At 41.6% G+C, this 20,055-nt stretch carries 21 protein-coding genes and 1 tRNA gene; 4 read left to right on the top strand and 18 right to left on the bottom strand.

All coding sequences use genetic code 11. The annotated features are described in order from the left end of the window. Positions 1-497: 497 nt before the first annotated feature. A tRNA-Leu gene (locus SANK73390_RS20675) sits at positions 498-582 on the bottom strand. A 268-nt stretch (positions 583-850) separates the two neighbouring features. On the opposite strand from SANK73390_RS20675, the gene SANK73390_RS20680 reads away from it, so the two are divergent. After that, entirely contained in the window at positions 851-1,348 is a 498-nt protein-coding gene (locus SANK73390_RS20680) for an RDD family protein (protein ID WP_462768208.1), read from the top strand. A 38-nt stretch (positions 1,349-1,386) separates the two neighbouring features. On the opposite strand, the gene lptG is transcribed toward SANK73390_RS20680, so the two are convergent. Together lptG and lptF are read right to left on the bottom strand one after the other, a co-directional pair. Beyond that, the gene (gene lptG, locus SANK73390_RS20685) at positions 1,387-2,454 is read right to left on the bottom strand and encodes an LPS export ABC transporter permease LptG (protein ID WP_462768209.1); all 1,068 of its coding nucleotides are present in this window, start codon (positions 2,452-2,454) and stop codon (positions 1,387-1,389) included. Beyond that, on the bottom strand, positions 2,451-3,563 hold the full coding sequence (lptF, locus tag SANK73390_RS20690; protein WP_462768210.1) for an LPS export ABC transporter permease LptF: 1,113 nt from the start codon (positions 3,561-3,563) through the stop codon (positions 2,451-2,453). Before lptF ends, lptG begins: the two co-directional genes overlap by 4 nt. A 196-nt stretch (positions 3,564-3,759) precedes the next feature. Here lptF and pepA point away from each other — a divergent pair, with 196 nt between their 5' ends. The 3 genes from pepA (at position 3,760) to SANK73390_RS20705 (ending at position 8,699) form a co-directional block, all read left to right on the top strand. Next, positions 3,760-5,268, top strand: a complete 1,509-nt coding sequence (gene pepA, locus SANK73390_RS20695) for a leucyl aminopeptidase (RefSeq protein ID WP_462768211.1) — start codon at positions 3,760-3,762, stop codon at positions 5,266-5,268. A gap of 114 nt (positions 5,269-5,382) precedes the next feature. Next, on the top strand, positions 5,383-5,829 hold the full coding sequence (locus SANK73390_RS20700; protein ID WP_261592657.1) for a DNA polymerase III subunit chi: 447 nt from the start codon (positions 5,383-5,385) through the stop codon (positions 5,827-5,829). A gap of 23 nt (positions 5,830-5,852) precedes the next feature. Next, positions 5,853-8,699, top strand: coding sequence for a valine--tRNA ligase (locus SANK73390_RS20705; protein ID WP_462768212.1), 2,847 nt, complete (start codon positions 5,853-5,855; stop codon positions 8,697-8,699). Positions 8,700-8,759: 60 nt separating this feature from the next. On the opposite strand, the gene SANK73390_RS20710 is transcribed toward SANK73390_RS20705, so the two are convergent. The 15 genes from SANK73390_RS20710 to SANK73390_RS20780 all read right to left on the bottom strand — a co-directional run bounded on the left by SANK73390_RS20710 (position 8,760) and on the right by SANK73390_RS20780 (position 20,044). Beyond that, positions 8,760-10,025, bottom strand: a complete 1,266-nt coding sequence (locus SANK73390_RS20710) for an outer membrane protein transport protein (protein ID WP_462768213.1) — start codon at positions 10,023-10,025, stop codon at positions 8,760-8,762. A gap of 524 nt (positions 10,026-10,549) precedes the next feature. Next, entirely contained in the window at positions 10,550-11,836 is a 1,287-nt protein-coding gene (locus SANK73390_RS20715) for an HD-GYP domain-containing protein (protein ID WP_462768263.1), read from the bottom strand. A gap of 591 nt (positions 11,837-12,427) precedes the next feature. Further along, positions 12,428-12,610 carry a hypothetical protein gene (locus tag SANK73390_RS20720; protein ID WP_462768214.1) on the bottom strand — a complete coding sequence of 61 codons (183 nt, stop codon included), beginning with the start codon at positions 12,608-12,610 and terminating at the stop codon, positions 12,428-12,430. Further along, complete coding sequence (locus tag SANK73390_RS20725; protein ID WP_462768215.1) at positions 12,604-12,999, bottom strand: Mor transcription activator family protein; 396 nt, start codon at positions 12,997-12,999, stop codon at positions 12,604-12,606. The genes SANK73390_RS20720 and SANK73390_RS20725 overlap by 7 nt, the downstream gene beginning before the upstream one ends. Further along, the gene (locus SANK73390_RS20730; protein WP_462768216.1) at positions 12,992-13,633 is read right to left on the bottom strand and encodes a gp16 family protein; all 642 of its coding nucleotides are present in this window, start codon (positions 13,631-13,633) and stop codon (positions 12,992-12,994) included. Before SANK73390_RS20730 ends, SANK73390_RS20725 begins: the two co-directional genes overlap by 8 nt. A gap of 9 nt (positions 13,634-13,642) precedes the next feature. Continuing rightward, a complete protein-coding gene (locus tag SANK73390_RS20735; RefSeq protein ID WP_190367085.1) occupies positions 13,643-14,260 on the bottom strand; it encodes a DUF3164 family protein in 618 nt (205 codons plus the stop codon). A 9-nt stretch (positions 14,261-14,269) separates the two neighbouring features. Further along, complete coding sequence (locus SANK73390_RS20740) at positions 14,270-14,944, bottom strand: DUF7168 domain-containing protein (RefSeq protein ID WP_190367086.1); 675 nt, start codon at positions 14,942-14,944, stop codon at positions 14,270-14,272. Further along, the gene (locus tag SANK73390_RS20745; RefSeq protein ID WP_462768217.1) at positions 14,937-15,254 is read right to left on the bottom strand and encodes a hypothetical protein; all 318 of its coding nucleotides are present in this window, start codon (positions 15,252-15,254) and stop codon (positions 14,937-14,939) included. Before SANK73390_RS20745 ends, SANK73390_RS20740 begins: the two co-directional genes overlap by 8 nt. A 3-nt stretch (positions 15,255-15,257) precedes the next feature. Beyond that, positions 15,258-16,403 carry an ExeA family protein gene (locus SANK73390_RS20750; protein ID WP_462768218.1) on the bottom strand — a complete coding sequence of 382 codons (1,146 nt, stop codon included), beginning with the start codon at positions 16,401-16,403 and terminating at the stop codon, positions 15,258-15,260. Positions 16,404-16,407: 4 nt separating this feature from the next. Next, the gene (locus SANK73390_RS20755) at positions 16,408-18,189 is read right to left on the bottom strand and encodes an IS21 family transposase (protein WP_462768219.1); all 1,782 of its coding nucleotides are present in this window, start codon (positions 18,187-18,189) and stop codon (positions 16,408-16,410) included. Then, entirely contained in the window at positions 18,186-19,106 is a 921-nt protein-coding gene (locus SANK73390_RS20760; RefSeq protein ID WP_462768220.1) for a hypothetical protein, read from the bottom strand. The genes SANK73390_RS20755 and SANK73390_RS20760 overlap by 4 nt, the downstream gene beginning before the upstream one ends. A 2-nt stretch (positions 19,107-19,108) precedes the next feature. Beyond that, positions 19,109-19,417, bottom strand: a complete 309-nt coding sequence (locus SANK73390_RS20765) for a MarR family transcriptional regulator (RefSeq protein WP_462768221.1) — start codon at positions 19,415-19,417, stop codon at positions 19,109-19,111. Next, positions 19,414-19,644 carry a hypothetical protein gene (locus SANK73390_RS20770; RefSeq protein ID WP_462768222.1) on the bottom strand — a complete coding sequence of 77 codons (231 nt, stop codon included), beginning with the start codon at positions 19,642-19,644 and terminating at the stop codon, positions 19,414-19,416. Before SANK73390_RS20770 ends, SANK73390_RS20765 begins: the two co-directional genes overlap by 4 nt. After that, positions 19,641-19,910, bottom strand: a complete 270-nt coding sequence (locus tag SANK73390_RS20775; protein ID WP_462768223.1) for a hypothetical protein — start codon at positions 19,908-19,910, stop codon at positions 19,641-19,643. The genes SANK73390_RS20770 and SANK73390_RS20775 overlap by 4 nt, the downstream gene beginning before the upstream one ends. After that, positions 19,907-20,044, bottom strand: coding sequence for a hypothetical protein (locus SANK73390_RS20780; protein ID WP_462768224.1), 138 nt, complete (start codon positions 20,042-20,044; stop codon positions 19,907-19,909). Before SANK73390_RS20780 ends, SANK73390_RS20775 begins: the two co-directional genes overlap by 4 nt. Between the last annotated feature and the right edge of the window lie 11 nt (positions 20,045-20,055).

The following is a 20,055-nucleotide window of genomic DNA, read 5'->3' on the forward strand; positions in this document are numbered from 1 at the left end:
GACACGTTGTCTTCATGGTTAGTATAGGCAAGATATTCCAAGTGGCGAGAAATTAAGAGGTAAAATATTAAAATATAAAAGTTAAAATGTTATTCCTCTTTTTGGTACTAACTGGAAAAGATTGAAAATAAAGGATAAAAAAAGTTACAAATAATTAACCCACGCCCCCTGAGTTAAACAAAACTGTGTATGAGATGAAAAATCAGCCTATTTAGCAAACATAGTGATAAAAGTTAATTTCTGTATGCAAGCGCTTAAAGTATTTAAGCGCCACCTGCAGGGGTGGCTAAGTCGACTAATCATAAATCGATACTCAAATTTCAGACATAAAAAAACCCCAACCAAACGGTTAGGGTTATAAAAAGTGGGTCCAGTGGGCGGACTCTTAACTGATACTTGCGCCACCAGCGTGGCGGCCAAGTCCGACCAGTCCATAAATCAATGTTCAAATTTCAGACATAAAAAAACCCCAACCAAACGGTTAGGGTTATAAAAAGTGGTACCAGTGGGCGGACTTGAACCGCCACGCCCGAAGGCAACGGATTTTGAATCCGTCATGTCTACCAATTCCATCACACTGGCATAATTTTTCTTTCATCTTCTAAACAAGAGAAAATAAAGAAAAACCACTTTGAGCTTAGGCTTTGTTTATAATGCCGTCGTCTCTATGCTTTGCATTATACAAACATCGCTTCACTGGGCAAGTAGTTTTTTAACTTAACCTACTTAACTGCTTGGTATTTGTACAAAGTATCGATAAAACGGCCATTTGTAATGATTTTCGCCATTATTAGCTCTGTTGTGTAAAATACCATGTAATTAATTATATTTGTTTGAGTAGAGTACGCATATGTCACAGTTTCCTAATGCAGGTTTTTTTCGACGATTAGCCTCTCTTATCTACGATGGCTTAGTTGTAATTGCTTTTGCAATGTTAACCACCGTTGCTTATCTATTAGTTGTGCAAGGCCTAATATCAGCTAAAGTGTTACAACTTGGTGAGCACCCAGATGTCTCCGCTTATATTCAAGCATCTCCTGTACTTTATAGTATTCGAGCTATTCTTTTAGTTCTAGTGAGCACATTATTTTTTGCTTATTTTTGGACTAAAAGCGGCCAAACAATTGGTATGAGGGCATGGCGATTAAAAGTACAGACTCAATCAGGTGAGTTATTACCATGGAGTACAGCTTTATTACGCAGCATCTGCGCACTGCTTGGTTTAGGCAACTTACTCGTATTAGTAGATTATAAACAAAAACGCGCTTTACAAGATTTACTCTGTAAAACAGAGGTTGTTGTATTAACTAAGCAAGAAAATAAAAAAGTGTATAACAACTTAGATTAAAACCGATAAGCCCAGAAAAAGCACTGGGCTTAATAAAGCTATTGTTTACGTTTAAGTAAATAGCTGGCAATAACCACAAATAAAGCACTGGGCATCATCGCCCCAAGTACCGCAGGTACATTGTAAACCATCACAATCGGACCAAATATTTCATTACTTAAATGAAATGCCAGTCCGGTGATCACACCCATAATGATTCGAGCCCCCATACTCACTGAGCGCAAAGGGCCAAAAATAAATGACAGTGCCACTAACAGCATGACCGCAATGGTTAAAGGCTGCATAACCTTTCTCCATAAAGCCAAGTCATAGCTGCTTGTATCTTGATCATTTTGCTCAAGGTAAGATAGGTATGACCAAATACCTCTAAACGAAAGAGACTCAGGGTCAACAGACACCACATCTAACTTTTCAGAAGTAAGCTGTGAATTGTATATTTGCGACTCACGATAATGCGTGGTTATTCTATCTTTACTCAAGATTACTTCTTCAACACCGTTAAAAACCCAACCTTGGGGCGCACTCTTGGCGTGCACCACACGCATCACTTTGTTTAGCTCTAAATCATCATTAAAATAGTAAATACTGACATTTTTTAGGTCGCCTGACTTTTCGATATTGCCAATATTGATAAAATTACTGCCATCTTTAGCCCATACGCCTTTTTGAGCATTAAACACTTCACCACCAAAAATAGCATTGTTGCGTAACTGTTTAGCGGCCTTTTCCGCCTGTGGAACACCCCACTCGCCCAGCGCCATCATACACAACGCCAATACTATAGCTGTTTTCATTACCGAGCCAATGATCTGTAAGCGTGACATTCCAGCTGCTTGCATCACCACCAGTTCACTACTTGAAGCAAGCGATCCAAGTCCAGTAAGTCCACCGATCAAAGCGGCCATTGGGAAAAACACCACGATATCAGCAGGCATGCTATAAAATGTATAAAGCATAGCGTCTGCCATATCATAACTACCCCGACCAACTGACTTTAACTGTTCTATATATTTAATTAAGGTATTTATTCCTACAAATACTAAAAGGGCAAACCCTGTGGTTTGCAAAATACTTCGACCGATATACCAATCTAATGTTTTCATCATGCTAATGGCGCCCGCTTTGTTAGTACCGAGCGTATCCAAACGCCAAATGGCCGCCCTTTAGCGATTAAATAAGTACCAATAAACAGTACGCATAGGTGAATCCACCACAAGCCAACCGCGGACGGGATTTTACCTTCAGCAACCAAAAACTTTCCAGCGTTCAATAAAATAAAATAACCGAGATATAGACCAATTGCAGGTACTAATTTAGCAAATTTCCCTTGACGAGGGTTTACCACACTTAAAGGTACGGCTAATAGCGTTAGGAGTATAATTGAAATGGGAACTGACAGTCGCAATTGAAACTGAGCTGCGGCTTGGGGCGTATTCATTTCAAGTAATTGTAATGTTGGAATTGCTTCTAATTTACGTCTTTGGTGTTCAATAATTTGTTCTCGAATTTGTACTTGATAACTGGCAAATTCGGTTTTATTCATCGCTTGACTCAGGCCGTCAGTTTCATAGCGCTTTCCATCATTAAGTACTAACTGTTGTTCACCGCTTTCTTGTTCAATAACTCGCCCTTTTTGAGCATAAACAATGCGCGCAGCCTGATTTGAATCTTTATTTGGCAATTGCGCTACAAACACTTTATTTAGCTCCCGGCCTTGCTCAAGAATATTATGTACAAACACCACCGCTTTTTCATTGCCTGTTTGCTGAAAACGACCAGCTCTGAGCGCCGCCAAACCAGACTCAGCTTCAGCTTGCTCTTTTAATTGGTATTCTTTTTCAGATGCCCAAGGGGCGATATATAAACTCACAACACCAGCCAACAGAGCAAATACCAAACTAGAAACTAAAGTCACACGTACCACGTACCATTCACTCACACCACAAGCCCGTAGCACTGTCATTTCACTGTCTGCATACACTCGGCTATAGGCCAAAATAATACCTAAAAACAGGCTTAGCGGCAGAATATATACGGCCAATTGTGGTAATTTTAGCATCAACACTGATGCCACAAGTTTCGCTGGCAAGTCACCGTCTGATGCATCACTTAAGATCCGAACAAACTTTTGTGACAAAAAAATCGTCATCAACGTTAGAAACACGGCGATCTGCGATTTTAGCACCTCAGCAGTTAAATAACGAAAGATTAGCAATGTGTGCCCCTATAAAACTTCGTCTTTCACTGGAATAGTGGGAGATTTTGAGTAAACTGGTTATTTTAGTCAGTTTATTATATGCCATCAAATTTAATTATCATACCAACAGCCAGATATAATCAAACATTTATGGTATTGATAGTCACTTCGGCATAAAGTTCAAAAAGACATAACTTTAGACTCAGGAGTCGCAATGGAATTCAGCGTAAAAAGTGGTAGCCCAGAGAAACAGCGCAGTGCCTGCATCGTAGTTGGTGTGTATGAGCCTCGCCGATTATCTCCCATAGGTGAACAGCTGGATAAGATCAGTGATGGTTACATCTCAAATTTATTACGTCGTGGTGACCTTGAAGGAAAACCAGGACAAGTACTGTTGTTACATCATGTTCCAAACGTACTCAGTGAGCGCATTTTATTGGTCGGCTGTGGTAAAGAACGCGAATTAGACGACAAACAGTATAAACAAATTATTTCTAAGACCATTAACACCCTAAATGACACTGGTTCAATGGAAGCCGTCTGCTTCTTAACTGAACAACACGTTAAGGGTCGAGATACTTACTGGAAAGTACGCCAAGCTGTTGAGACGACTCAAGATTGCCTTTACACGTTTAATCATCTTAAAAGCAAAAAAATCGACCCTCGCCGTCCACTTCGTAAAATTGTATTTAATGTTCCAACTCGGCGCGAATTAACCATCGGTGAGTCGGCGATTGAACATGGCTTAGCCATTGCCTCTGGTGCTAAATTATGTAAGGACGTCGCTAACATGCCACCTAATATTTGTAATCCACGCTATTTAGGTGAACAAGCAAAGGCACTGGAAGAGTTTAACAATGTTTCAGTTAACCTAGTTGGTGAAAAAGAAATGGAAGAGCTAGGTATGCATTCATACCTAGCCGTTGGCCGAGGTAGTGCCAATGAATCTGTTATGTCGGTGATCCATTATAACGGTGCTAATGAAGAGCAAGCCCCTATTGTATTTGTCGGCAAAGGGCTAACTTTTGACTCTGGTGGTATTTCTTTAAAACCCGGCGAGGCAATGGATGAAATGAAATACGACATGGGGGGCGCAGCTGGGGTATTGGGATTAATGCGCTCATTGGTAGAAATGCAACTGCCAATCAATGTTATTGGCGTACTTGCAGGTTGTGAAAATATGCCAAGCTCAAATGCTTACCGCCCTGGTGACATTTTAACGACTATGTCGGGACAGACCGTTGAAGTACTTAACACTGATGCAGAAGGCCGTTTAGTATTATGCGATGCGCTCACCTATGTCGAAGCGTTTGAGCCTGAAACAGTTATCGATGTTGCAACATTGACTGGTGCGTGTATTGTGGCACTGGGTGCACATGCAACAGGTTTACTATCTACTCACAACCCTTTAGCACACGACTTACTTAAAGCCGGTGAGCAAAGTGGCGATCGTGCATGGCAGTTACCGCTATGGGATGACTATCAAGAACAGTTAGAAAGCCCATTTGCTGACTTTACAAACTTAGGTGGTCGCGCAGCAGGCACTATTACTGCCGCATGCTTCTTATCTAAATTCACCAAAAAGTATAATTGGGCACATTTAGATATCGCAGGCACAGCTTGGCGTAGTGGTAAAAATAAAGGCGCAACAGGCCGCCCTGTTCCAATGTTAACTCAGTACTTGTTAAATCGTGTTAACGTTACAGACGTACAGCAAGATTAACCCAGCAAGGACGATTGATGGCATGAGGTTTCTGTGTCAAAATGCAGCTTTATTTTGAACGCTGAGTTTTGCCTGTAGAAATACAGAGTAACCGCACATAATGAAGTCAACACCATGACCATCAATGCACAATTTTATGTGTTAAAACATAACAATGAGCCGGACGCTAAACTACCGGCTCATTTTGATCTCGCCGCTCGTGCAGCTGCAAAGCAATATAGATCTGGTCAACGAGTATTTATCTACGTTGATTGCATTGATGATGCTCACTCTATTGATGAACATTTATGGTGTTTTGAAGCTGATAGCTTTGTACCTCATAATCTTCAAGGAGAAGGGCCTAAAGGCGGTGCACCTGTAGAGATTGGGCAAACGCCCCCGGTAGGTAGACGCTCGGTACTTATCAACTTAGCAACTAAGCTTCCAGACTTTATTCGTCGCTTTACGCAGGTTTATGACTTTGTACCAAATGAACCTCAGGCGACACAAGCAGCACGAGAGCGGTTTAAGCACCTACGCCAACTTGGCGCCAGTATTTCAACCAAAGAAATTGAAAATTAAAGTATTTATTAAGGTTCTGTGAAATGGATAAAACCTATAATCCACAAGATATAGAACAGTCTTTATACCAAGACTGGGAAGAAAATGGCTATTTTAAGCCATCAGGTACAGGCGATGCGTATTCAATTATGATCCCCCCACCTAATGTCACTGGTAGCTTACACATGGGGCATGCTTTCCAAGACACCATCATGGATACCTTAACCCGTTATAAACGGATGCAAGGCAATAATACTTTATGGCAAGTGGGTACTGACCACGCAGGTATTGCAACACAAATGGTAGTAGAGCGTAAGTTAGCTGCTGAAGAAGGTAAAACACGTCATGACTTAGGTCGTGATGCATTCATTGACAAAATTTGGCAGTGGAAAGAGCAATCTGGCGGCACCATTACTAAACAGCTTCGCCGTTTAGGCGCTTCAGTTGATTGGGATCGTGAACGTTTTACCATGGATGAAGGCCTTTCTGAAGCAGTAAAAGAAGTGTTCGTTCGTTTACACAAAGAAAACCTTATTTACCGAGGTAAGCGTCTAGTAAACTGGGATCCAAAACTACACACTGCTATTTCTGATTTGGAAGTTGAAAACAAAGACAAACAAGGCCACATGTGGAACTTGCGCTATCCGCTGGCAGATGGCGTAAAAACACAAGATGGTAAAAACTATATTGTTGTTGCAACAACTCGTCCTGAAACCATGCTTGGCGATACCGGTGTTGCTGTTAACCCTGAAGATGAACGCTACCAAGATTTAATTGGCAAAGAGATTTTATTGCCAATCGTTAACCGTCGAATTCCTATTGTTGCAGATGAGCATGCTGATATGGAAAAAGGCACTGGGTGTGTAAAAATCACACCGGCTCACGACTTTAACGATAATGAAGTTGGTAAACGCCATGCGCTACCAATGATCAATGTATTTAATAAAGATGCAGCTATTCTAACAGTAGGTGAAAGTTACTCGTTCGATGGCAAACCGCTTGAACTTGATGCTCCGCTGCCTGAACGCTTTCACGGTTTAGACCGTTTTGATGCGCGTAAGCTCGTTGTTGAAGAGTTTGACAGCGCAGGCTTACTCGAAAAAATTGACGATCACAGCCTAACCGTTCCTTATGGCGATCGTTCTGGTGTTGTCATTGAGCCACTTTTAACTGATCAATGGTATGTGCGTGTAGCGCCTCTTGCAGAGCCTGCTAAAGATGCAGTTAAAAATGGCGACATTCAGTTTGTACCAAAACAATATGAGAATATGTATTTCTCATGGATGAATGATGTACAAGATTGGTGTATCTCTCGTCAACTGTGGTGGGGGCACCGTATCCCTGCATGGTATGATGCAGAAGGCAATGTTTATGTAGGGCGCGATGAAGCTGAAGTACGCCGTGAGAACAATATTGCAGACGATATCGTACTCAACCAAGATGAAGATGTATTAGATACTTGGTTCTCATCTGCATTGTGGACTTTTTCAACACAAGGTTGGCCACAAAATACGAATGACTTAAAAGTATTCCACCCATCAGATACGTTAGTGACCGGTTTTGACATTATTTTCTTCTGGGTTGCCCGCATGATCATGATGACCATGCACTTCATAAAAGATGAAAATGGTAAACCACAAGTACCATTTAAAACGGTTTATGTAACAGGCCTTATTCGTGATGAAAATGGCGATAAGATGTCAAAATCAAAAGGTAATGTACTCGATCCTCTGGACATGATTGATGGCATTGACTTAGAAAGCCTAGTAACAAAGCGCACTGGCAATTTGATGCAGCCACAACTGGCTAAAAAAATTGAAAAGAATACACGTAAGACCTTTGCTGAAGGCATTGAACCTCACGGCACAGACGCATTACGTTTTACCCTTGCAGCAATGGCGTCTACAGGTCGTGATATAAACTGGGATATGAACCGCCTCGAAGGTTATCGTAATTTCTGTAACAAACTGTGGAACGCCAGCCGCTATGTGTTGATGAACACAGAAGAGCAAGATTGTGGTTTCAATGGTGGTGAAATGGTTCATTCACTGGCCGATCGCTGGATCTTAGGGCAATTTCAAAGCACAGTAAAAACATTTTCCGAACATTTAGATAATTTCCGCTTTGACCTTGCAGCCAATACAATTTATGAGTTCACATGGAATCAATTCTGTGACTGGTACTTGGAGCTGACTAAACCAATCTTATTCAAAGGTAACGAAACGCAACAACGTGGCACTCGTCATACTTTGATAACAGTACTTGAGGGTTTATTACGCTTAATGCATCCTCTTACGCCATATATTACAGAGACTATTTGGCAACGCGTTGCACCACTTGCAGGCATTGATACAACGACCATCATGTTACAAAGCTATCCTGAATTTGATCAAAGCCAAGTAGATGAAACTGCAATGGCTGATCTGGAATGGGTAAAACAGTTTATTTTAGCAATTCGTAATATTCGCGGTGAAATGGACATTAGTCCTAATAAACCACTAAATGTATTACTGGCTAAAGCAGGTGAGCAAGACTTGCGTCGTTTAGAGCAGAATAAAGCTTTTTTAAGTGCACTTGCTAAGCTAGAAAGTTTTACTGTTTTAGAAAGTATTGATGACGCGCCAGCCTGTGCAACATCATTTGTCGGTAATCTTGAGATATTGATCCCCATGGCAGGTCTCATTGATGTTGAAGCTGAATTAGCACGTATCGCTAAACAGCTTGAAAAAGCCGAAAAAGGCTTGGCTCAAGTAGAGAAAAAGCTAGCAAACGACAAATTCGTCAATAATGCACCTGAAGCTGTATTAGCAAAAGAAAAAGAGAAGCTTGCAGAGTTCTCTGATGCTAGAACTAAACTGCTTGAACAAAAAGCTAAAATACAAAGCCTATAAATAGGCTTTGAGAAACCGCTAAATATCGGGCAGTTAAACTGCCCTTCTCTTTGTACTACATTAAAAGCCTAAATTATACTGCACGCCTAATACAGTAGCATGGCCGTTTGACTCAAAGCCCCATACTTGCCTAAGGTTGTCAGCTTCAACAAAGTTCTGCGTTTTACCTCGTAAAAAGCTCACGCCTGCATCTAATGAACTATGTTTCGACACCTGATACTCAGCACCGAGTGAATACCACATGCGGTCAGTATCTGGAATTGAAATAGACATATGATATGGATCTGCTGGAGATTTGTCATAAGCTATGCCAAAACGCAGTTTTAACTCATCACTATATTGATGATCTGCCCCAATCGCGTAACGCATAGAGTTTGAGAAGTTTTCATCTTTACTAAATACTGTGCCACGTCCATCCACCTTAGCAGCAAGCGTTTTAAAGCTGCTCCACTGAGTCCATAGCAAGCTAAAATGCAAAGCACTTTGCTCATTAACCTGATGACTCCCAGAAAACTCAGCAATAGCAGGTAAAGTTATCGCGACACTTCCTGGTAGTCTTTCATTTGCAGTGCCATAAAATGGCGCACCAGTAGGTAACTGATTAGCAAACTCCCCTTCAAAGGTGATATCTGTCTCACTACGATAATTAAACCCAAGACGGTTGCCTTTATCTAATTGATAACTTAGACCAAGATTCCAACCATGACCTTGGTCGTCACCCTCAAGATGAACAGCCTCTGTTTGTGCCGGAATTGGCAATGGCGATTGACCAAAGTTACGAATAATTTTGGCATCAGCATAAACGTGGCTTATACCAAGGGCAATAGTAAACTCTTCTGATATTTGATATGCAACACTGACATTAGTATTGACAGTTACAATCTCAGTTTCACCAGCTATTTGGCCCGAGGCATAGTCTGAGGCAAACTCAGTCGCTAAACCAAACTGAGAGTATACACCCACGCCAAAATACCAACCCTGTCCCATCGGTCGAGTATAATAAGCTGCGGGCACCACAGCACTTGGTGCAATACTACTATCATCTAACGCGCTTACATCAACACCATTATTGGTGGTTGTGCCTTTTAAGCTTACATCAGGTTCGACAAACATTGCCGCTACACTCAATTGGGCACTCTCAAACTGACTCATTAGAGCAGGGTTACGCGCGACCACCGATGCGTCATCAGCTACTGATGCTTCACCTGCATAGGCACGCCCAAGACCCGACACACTTTGCTCAGCCAATTGAAATGCAGCAGCAAATGCGTGTGAAGAAACTAACATCAAGCTTGATGCCACTAGTGTTTTTTTAAATACAGACATTTCTTAATCCCATGTGTACATTCACACTTTTTGAAAACGCCTACACTACATAAAACAGAATTAAAAAGCTTCAATTTAGAGTTAACAACCTAATCAAACGAACAATTTTACATCAAAGAACAAAAGTCACACTGGTGATATGATTATAAACACAACTTAATGAAATCAATTCTCATTAGCATTGACGATAAAGCATAAGTTATTTAGACTAAGTATGACTGAAGTTACTTGGATAATAAGGAATATGTTGCTGCTGGTATTAAGTGCTCTACTATTTTCTGGGACCAGCGTCTACTGCTGGTGCAAAGCGACTTATTGCGCATGTCACAACGCTGGGCAATGCGATAACCCGATTAGTGTCTATTGGTTAGGATGTATTTTTACATCACTTATATCATTAACTTTTTGCTGTTTTGCACTACACGCTAATTTAGGCACATTGCTTTGGTTACTGTTAACAACTTCATGCTTAGCTGGCGCGACATTATCTGCTAAATTACATAAGCAACAACGGTGTATTACTGTTAAATCAACAAATGTTCTTTTAACAAACGAGACAAATTAATTTGATAATCTAATGGACGAATACTTGCCACTACTTTGATATCAAGATCAGTTTCACTCAAATCAAGTTCTTTGGCGGTAATGTGGTGCATGTGTTTTGTATTATAAAACACCCTCACATTCGGCTCCGTAGGTGCATGTTGATTACCTGCTAATACCAAAGCTAGCCTGTCATTAGTCAGTTTAACAATAGACCCTACTGGATGCACACCGAGGCATTTTATAAAGCGCTGCACTAGTACTGGGTCAAACTGTTCTTTATTCGTCAGCAAATAGCGCAAAGCGTGTATAGGCTCTTCTCCTTGCTGATAGGGGCGCTCAGACGTCATTGCATCATATACATCAACAATCGCCATAATTCTTGCTGCTTTACTAATTTTTAGTCCTTTTAAACCTCTAGGGTAACCGCTTCCGTCAATTCTTTCATGATGGTTGATTATCATATCCATCATCATTGGAGTAACGCCTTGCTCACCTTTAACTAATCCAAGAGAATGAACGACATGCTTTTGAACCGCTTTGTATTCTATATCGTTAAGCTTATCATCCTTATTAACTATACCTTGTGGTAAACGTGCATGGCCTACATCATGTAACATTGCCCCCATAGCAAGCTGCTTGATCAACTCTTCAGATAAACCTAGATATTTTGCGAATACACTAACTAAAATGGCGCAATTAATCATATGTCGCCAGTTATACCCATCTTTATCCTGTAAACGTGTTAAAATTGCCATTGCGTTGCTATTACGCAGCACTGATTCAACAATCTCTTTGCTGATTTCGTTAATTAAACCCACATCTGTTTTTAAGCCTGCGGTTGTATCCGTGTATAAAGCCTGCACCTTTCGGTTATGCTGCTCAAAAACTTGGCTGGCAAGCTCAAATTCCTTTTCTAATGTATTGGGCTCTGTTGCGCTCTTTTTCTTTTTTTTAGTAACTTTTGTCGATTTTTGCTCAGCCTGTGCAGCTCTTCTTCGTTTTGTTCGAGCATCTAACTTTAGTGTATCTGGCCTTTCACTATCTTTTGACTCCTTAGCTTGATACTTTTCTGGTATCGCTATTTCACTCAAACCAAAGTCAATATTAAGTTCTAATACTCCTTCTGCTGATAACTTGCTAATGATGTTATGATCTCGAACCATGCCCCGAGATTTGATTTTCAAACCCGTATCAGCTCTTTGTTTGTGAACACTGTCTACAAACATACCAGGCTTAAGTTCAGCAATAGGAAGGGTCACTCGCATAGAAGGATCATATAAAAAGACAACAAGTACGTTTAATAGCACTTTTTGATCCTAATAGTCTATATATGAGATATGAAATAATAATTAACTATTAGATAAAAGAGCTGATTCAAAGAGGGAAGTAATCTTTTCGCAACAAAAAAGCCCAACTCTATTCAAATCGAGCTTTCTCTTAATTAAGCCCTAGCGATGTTCCGTTCTATTCAAGAGGCACATGGTAAAGCCACACTAAAGCACTAAGGGTTAACGATAGCGAACGTAGTGAGTACGTTTCATTTGCGCAAGGTGAAATGAGTTATTTTAACAATCGCAGAGGGACTTATCGTGCAAAGGGTTAACGATAGCGAACGCAGTGAGTGCGTTTCCTTTGCGCAAGGTGAATATAGTGCAAATGTCTAATGACAAAGCGCGTAGCGCTTACATTCCATTTGCGCAAGGTGAAATTGATCTAATGTACAAAAACTAACTATAGGATTGTGCAATAACTCTGGGAATATCCGAGAATGTGCGGGACTGAGTGAGACAACATTTAAAACTACGTTCAATATTATGTAATCAGCGGCGCTTTAAAATTTGCGCCGCTTTTTTTGGTTAGTTAATAGATGTGGCTTTTTCTGCTGTGCCGTTTCGGTATTGAGATTGGGTAACTTTGGCGGTATCTATCAAGTGTTGCAAAGCGCCGTCAACATCATCAAGCGAATTGCAGCCATATGAATTTAAAAAACCAGCTATATATTGTAGCGCTATTTGCTCTTGTTCTTCCTTTATTAGCATGTCGCTGGCCCTTCATTATTATGTCCATCAAATAAATCCCGTTGTGCGTCACCATATAGGATCATGTTCTTGGTTCTGACCACCGTATAAACCCACTGAACAGAGCAGCCAAATTTTTTGGCAAGTTCACGGTGGTTATTGCCTCTAAACTCAGCCCACATTTGATTACTCTTTAGCATTGCATCTAATTTGCGGCCTTTACATACATAAACATACTCACCGCCAAACGTTGTACGAACAGTGTCTATAACATCTAAACCCAGTTTAGTTGCACCATCTTCACCCAGTGCTTCCTTAGTTCCTTCGGCTACCAGCTCTAAAATTGTAAATAGCATACCTTCTGCACGTTCAGACGCTTTGCCCAATTCCACATGATCTAAATTAGACATTACTCACCTCGCTATATTTACCCAACATTTGGCCAGTAAAGTTCAAAGCCGTCTCTAGCTGTTCGACATTACAACGTTGAAACTTGCCGCTATAGTCATACACATATCGCTGTGCTGCCACTTGTTCTTCCTTATATAAAGGTAGCGCTTTTAAATCAGGTGCAAGTTCAGCCATGTCTTTTGCCATTACCCGTACATACCAGCTTTTGAGTTGTTCAATTAGTGCATTGAGCATTTTTGGCTGTAGCCATTCCAAGCGCTCTATTGCCACATTCTTATTCAAACGCTTTGCCTGATTTTTGGACCAGTTCAGCAATGCTTGTTCTGACCCTTCCTTTATATAGCCGCGATACTTCATCGCAATCCAAAGTTGTCGCAGTTTGTCGAGCTGGGTTTTATCTTCTTTGTCGCGCGTAATTGGTGAGTTTTTGCCACTGCGCTTTTTAGCAATGACCTTAAACCCCTTGCTTTTCATATGATCGAGTACGAGCTTTAACTCGGCTAAATTCATGGCTCTGCAACTGTCTTTTTTGGTCAACTGTTTAAGAACCTGACGATATAACTCTTCATCCCAGCCTAACTGGCCTTTGCCAACGTGTATTAGTTGAATGTAACGTGATTTTGATAAGTACATAACCGCCACCTATAAAGATTTGCTAACTAGGGGGATTTGAATCCACGCGCCCAGCTCGTTACGTTCATGAAACCGCACGTATGTTTTTGTAGAACCAAAAATAAATGCGTCATCTATTGCTTCCATTCCTGCTGCCCAATCGTCTGATTTATGGCTGTATCGGTATTTACTACGCAACTCCATAATTTTAGTTTTGCTATATTGGCCCTCTTTGTCAGTCTCAAACGCGTTCATTACTATGTCTTTTATTAGCTGCGCTTCATCGTCTAGCTTATTCAGCAACCCATTTACCACACCTAAAAACAGCTCTTTAGCTATTAAAATTTCAGGGCCAAAACTTATGTCATCAGCAACGCCTACTTTCACGCGGCTTTTACCGTCGAACGATGTCAGAGTAATGTTACCTTTAGTTCCGCCTATCTCAACGTTGTAACTGTGAGCCATATCAGCAATAAAATCGTTTACTTGCGAGTACACACCGCGTTTAAAATCTTCATGCTCAGCGCTTAACTGCTTAGCACGTTGAACTAGCTCTAGCACCAACGTATTTTGTGCCTTATCGTTGTCGCTTACTTTGTTAGCTGGGACTTTATAACCGCTTCTATTAATTAAAAATTCTTGTTCCATGATGTCACCTTACTGCGCTATGAGTTTTTGTTGAGGTTCGCCATTAATTGGTCGGTTGATTGAATGCTTTTTACCAGCTCTCATGCCATCGCTTACAGCGCTACCTGTATTCGCTTTTTTACCTCTTTGCATTGCTTTCGTTGTGGTCAAATCTGGGTAATGTTTTGCTTTGTATGTTTCAACTAATGCTAATTCGGTTTCAGTCAGCGCAAAATCTTTAACTTGCTGGCTAACACCATAAATCCAACCCAGCGCAAACTTGTCACCCCTTGCCACTTTAGTTGCTCTCTTACACTGTTTAGGCTGCTTTTTAACGTAATTGCTGCGTTCAACTTTTAGTTTTGAAAACAATACTTCCCAGCAGTAACCTGCTAACTCAGGCTGTGGCGTAACACCAATAAACCGAACATCACTACTCACAAAATTGCGCGTTATAACAACTTCAACGCCAAACGCCCGTTGTATTAAATTGAGCAAACCAGCTTGATAATTCACGATGCGATTTACACCAAATGCAAAACGTTGCTCATCAATATTGCTCATACCTATGTCTTCAGCACTAATACGGTGCTTATTCATGAGCGCTTGGGCTGTTCGCATAGCTGCTGCCGCTTCGTTTTCGTTCGTCGCTGACTTAGCTAAAGCTAAACATTGCTTAATTTTTCTTAAAATTCGTTTATCCACGGCGGCTTACCTCTTGAAACTTATGAAATTTTTCACCCTGACACTTAGGGCAAACCGTTACGCTTTCGCCAACCCAGCCACAGCCATTTGTTAAACAGCGCAAACCTTTTGGCTCTTTGATCACAACCGTTTCACGTTGACCAAAAACGTTATCCCATGTTTTAACTGGTGCATTTACTGCTTTTGCTAGCAACGTTTGCATTGCGCCATCATCAGCCAGTAACGTTTTGGCGTGTTCTAGAGAAACAGTCACCGTTTTGCTTACTTTTACTTGGGCCATGCCCGTTAGTTGTACTTGAACTTGATCCATGGCTTAAACCCTCTGTACTAATTTTTCAGTAATTTGCTTTTCACCTATTTGCGCAGCCATATTCATGGCTTTTGCAAGCCATGAATTGATGCTCAAGGGGTAAGAACGGTCTAAATCTACGTCATCAAGCGCAATACCATGCTTTATCCGGGCATAGCACTTGCCCTTAATTGCACTCATAGCGTCTTCAGTAAATATCTTGTCAGCATCAATGCCAACACGGCTAAACTTATGTCTTATATACGCAGGTACTTGCATACCAAGTGGCTGCATTTTTATTTGGTTACAGCGCCACGTAAACTCACGCACATGTTGACCACTTAGCTTTTTTTGCAGCTCATTTTGACCAATTAATACAATGCCCATTACTCGGCGGAACCCGTGAGTTAGCTCCCAAATTCGCTTAAGCAACTTAATAACATCTGAGTTGAGATCATGTGCTTCATCTATCACCATTAAATGAAGGTGCCCATTATTGGCACTTTCTATTAATGCCTCTTCAATTGCTGCGTCTCGCTCTTCTGCACTGGGGCGATGTTTAATTTGTAGCGCTCTACATATTGCAGTTGATATAGACTCAGCCGTGATCTTGCGGCGGTCTAATCTTGCAGGTTGTATTAGTATTACGTCTGGATGGTCTTGTTGTACTTGGTGGATAAACGCACGGCGTACAATAGTTTTACCACTGCCACATTCACCATACAGCGCTATCATGCTGCCAGCGTTGGCAGCACTGAGCATGTCTTCTAAAATAATGCGGTGCGACTCAATTAAAAATACATCGTCTTCACACGCAATTTCATTTTCAAATGGGTCGCGGCGTAACTTAAAAAACTTCTTTGCATTGGCGGTTAACATTTCAGGCTCCGGCTCTTCATAATCTACTTCTTGGTGTACTTTTTGGTTTGGCTCGTACCAGCAAAATAAATCTGTTAATTGCTGTTCTGATGCGCCAACACCTTCTAAGTACTCGGTTATCACTGCTTTAACAGCGTTGGTATCACAAGTTTTAGGCCACTCAGCATGAGTGCTTATGCGGCTTAAACTTGCCGTGCTAAAGGTCAGCCCTTTAGCCTTTAGCGCCTTTACTACATGGGCTTGCTTAACTCCCAGTACATCTAAAACATGGCTAAGCTTTGTTATCTTCAAACTGCTATCTCGCTATTTTTAGCACTGGAGTGTCTGCTACACCCATATGCAACTGCTCTACAACGTTGTTTACTTCCGTTTCTACAACTTCTTGACCTGCCAACCAATCAATCTCATTGACTCGTAATGGTCGGCCTAAGCGTTGGGCAACCATCATGCGCAAGTCAATTGAGTCCAGAACCTTACCTTTTCGCTTAGATTCTTGGCTTAACTGCTTTGCAATTGGGCTATCAGGGGTAATTGTTTCGCCTTTCGGGGTGATCCTAGTTTCATGCTCAACGTTTTTAAGATGCGAATGTGCAACCAAACGGCCCTCAAATGGTGCGGCTTTTTGCTTTTTCGCTTTCTTAATTTCATCGTCACCCATGTCAGGAAAAGCAAGGCGGTCTGCCTCTTTGGCGGCTATTTGAGCTGAGGTGTCAGCATGGCGTTCATGGGCATCACCAATAATAGGAGCATCGACCCTAAAGCCGCTTTCATCAAAATGAATGGGCTGTACTTGGTGATAAACAATTTCATCAAGTGGCGTTGTTATTCCAACAAGCAAATCTGGTGAATCACCAACAATAATAGGGCTTACAGTAACGTTTATCCCGTTGCGTATGTGCTGCAACTCTGTCAGGTCATAGACCAACTTCGTTTTAGTACGGGGGTGAGCATAGCTAACCGTTAAGTCACCTAAAACCTTTCTAGTCTCGTTAGTTTTAGTCAGCAACAACCTACATACTTGCTCATCAGGTAACATGCGCAAGTAATCACGGTTTTCAGGCTTATAAATATTAAGCCACACATCAAAGCGTGGCTTTTTATGGCGGTTGTGCTTGCAGTTCATACCCGGCACTTTGTCGGCATTAAACGCCTCTTGCCATGCCCAAACTGATTGATTTAACTCTTCAACGCTACTTACTGGCTCAAATAAAATGCGGCTTTCAAACTGCTTTTCAACAATGTTGTTGGCTACTTCAACCGCGCCTTTAGCCCTTGGATTACCAGCTTCGTGAGGGATATTTTTAACTTTTAATGCAGTTAAAACATTTGTGATTGCTTTTGCTGTATTGGCACTGCCTTTATCCCACAGCAAAACTTGAGGCACCCCCATAAAAGGCGAGCCTTCATGTTGCTGCCAACACCACATTAAAAAGTCGAACATAATGGCCTGAGTTTCACCCGCAGACTCATAGTACTTTACGCGTAACGCACCACTGTTGTGGTCAATCAACACATAGCGCCAAACTCTCAAGTGTTTTATGCGTTCTATATTTTCAGGTTTATTAGCATAAAACTCAGAGTCATTTGCATAACGCTGAATTTTGCCTTTTCTGCCCGGTGGGTAATAAAGCAAGCAGTAGCTTGGGTCTACTTGATGTACGTGGTTTGGGGCTAGGCTACGCATTTGTATATGAGGTGTGGCCCTATCCAACGCGCTCACAGCCGCATTACGCGTACTTAGTACACGGCTGATCTGGCTTGTACTCAGGCACTTATAACCATTAACCACTAATATAGATTTGGCCGTGGTAATGTCCATGATCCGCTTACCATTATCACGAACCCCTTGGTTTAAAATAGCCACCATCATATTTATGGCTTCTTCATCCATTGAAGTTGTGCCAGCATCAACACGCTTTGCTTTGCCACTTGTCCAGCCATTGGCCTTTAAGCGGCGGTACAGCGCATCTTTGCTCAGCCCTAGTGTGTCGCAAGCTTGTTTTAGTATGCTGCCTTTTTGCCCGTGCTTGGCGTTGCTTAGTTGCTCGCCCCAATAGTCTAAAGATAGTGAGGTCATTCGATCACCTCCATCCCTTCAAAACCAAACTCTTCTAACCACTCACCAGAGGGTTTTGCATCGTCTAAATGGCCGTAGCTTCTATATAGCTCATTCCAAACATGGGCTAGTTGGCTCATCATCGCCTTGCTATCGGCATACAATGCTGAGCGAGCTGCTTCATAGGTTTTTTCGTCCAAATGAGTGAGGGTCTCTAATTGTTCACCCAATAAAGTTAGCTGGTTAAACCCTTCACGTACTTGCTTATGGATTGATGTTAGCGCCTCAAAAAACTGCTTGGTATCACCTTGCCATTTATCTACAGAGAACTTTTTAACCTCTAATTGCTCTCGCACGTTTTGCAGCTCAATCGCGGTTTTATTGGATTGCTCACGGCTTGCTTTTAGCTGTGTTTCAGTCGCATTAAGTTCAGTTTTTAACTTCTCAGACTCTTTGGCGTGTTTGGCTTTTAGCTCGTCTATTAACTCCTTAACCGCTTCTTTATCACCTGTTTCAACGGCTTCAGACTCTATAACGAGTTGTTGCTCTTCTTCTGGTAACTGACGCAAAGCACGTAAGTCTCGATAACCCAATTTCATTTGCTGAGCAGCTTCAAAGAACTCATCACCGAATGTCTGTAAATTACGAAGTCTGTTGTCGAGGTTTTGGCAGTTAGTCTTCATAATGTGCTCGCAACATTCCTCCCAAGTCGTAACTGTTACGACTTGTCCCGAGTCATTAACGTAGGTCAACCCCTTATAACTCTTGGTTTCCTTGATTTGTTGTACTAACTTCAATTCCGTAACAGTTACGAGTTTTCCAATAAAACTAAACGCCTGAATTTGCCCAAGTTGCAAAAGTGCATCTTGCTTAGATGCAAGTATGTCTTTGCCTTCTACTATGGCCTTTTCGGCTTGTGGTGTAATTTCGTTTGTCATAACTAACTCAATACGCCGTAGTTGTTGTGTTCAATTTGTAAATTGCGTAGTACCGTTTTCATATTGTGATCAACGGTATTGCTAAGCTGTACAGGCTTTTTATGCAGCCGCCAGCGCTTGTTATTCGCAGGCAAACGCTCGGCCCAACCAGCTTGCCCAAGGTTTGCCAATAACCTAGTTACATCGGCTTTACTGGTTTGTAGCTCATTCGCCAACTGATTGGGTTCAACCCCCTCAATCTCATGGCCTGCCATTAGTTCAACCAACCTTAAAAGCCGCTGTATTTGGTCGCTGGTGTATTGAGTATTCATTGTCCACACTCCACGGTTAGAGGACTAAACCAATGGCGCAACTTGGCCTGTAGTTCAGTCCAACCAACGCGTGTTGCGGGTGCAGTTAAATACAATGAGTTTTGTTCCATTACATCGCTGTCCCAATTGCCGCTTTTATCAAAGCCAGCGCTATCTGGGCATACCCAAACAGACAGTTTGTTATCTTCAATATGTACATATGCCCATCTGTATGTTGATAAGTTCATACCGCTTTCCTCATCGTTGGCTTATACGGCTTTTGCCTTGGGTTGTTAAACAGGCTCACGCAATCTGGGCATACCACATCTATATCAAACGCTTCACTTGCCACATGCCGCCAACCAATATGGTTTGCCGCGTGTAGCCAGCTTGTTGGGTGGGTATCAAGGCGCGTTGCGCGCTCAATAACTTGGCAACATTGGCATTGCACTTGTACAAAACCGTACGCTCTAGTGATATGCTCAAATTTAATGGGGCTAGTTAGTAAACTCATGATCTGTCTCCTTGATTTGCCAATGCTTTTAGCTGTTCCATACTCATTAAATGAATTGTTCTATTACCCTGCTTATTTAGCCATTTAGAGCCTTTTGGGTGTTTTTTAGACGTAACTTGGTCTTTGATAGTCATGCTATTAGCTC

It is taken from the genome of Pseudoalteromonas sp. SANK 73390, assembly GCF_054966645.1.